Source organism: Neptunomonas antarctica, from assembly GCF_001305295.1.
Taxonomy (GTDB): Bacteria; Pseudomonadota; Gammaproteobacteria; order Pseudomonadales; family Balneatricaceae; genus Neptunomonas; species Neptunomonas antarctica.
The window spans coordinates 1-361 of record NZ_LJSI01000038.1 but is presented as its reverse complement, the minus strand read 5'-3'; the positions used below and the strand labels follow the sequence as shown (position 1 = coordinate 361).

Genomic DNA, 361 nt, shown 5'->3' with positions numbered 1-361 from the left:
TCCACGGCAAGGTGAACGAGGTACGCTCTAATATCAGTGACGGCCGGATAGCACGGGTGCTATTCGCAGTGATAGACCAGAAAATGGTGTTACTTCATGGATTTGTTAAGAAGTCCCAAAAGACACCAAAAGCGGATTTGGATTTAGCCAAATCTAGGTTGAGAGACTATGAGAGAGGATAGTCACATGGAAAAAAGCAAACACTTGGGCAGCAGCTTTGATAGCTTCCTTGAAAGCGAGGGAATTCTTGAAGAGGTTGAAGCGGTAGCGATCAAGCGGGTGCTGGCTGCGGAAGTTAGCCAGTATCTTGACCTTAATCAGGTCAAGAAAACCGTCTTTGCAAGACGGATCAACACTAGCC

1 protein-coding gene is annotated in these 361 nt (G+C 46.8%); it reads left to right on the top strand.

Features of this window, described 5'->3' with window-relative positions:
* Positions 1-182 (top strand): type II toxin-antitoxin system RelE/ParE family toxin (locus tag Nant_RS09835; RefSeq protein WP_162224932.1); only part of this gene is annotated, 182 nt, incomplete at its 5' end.
* Positions 183-361: the final 179 nt, after the last annotated feature.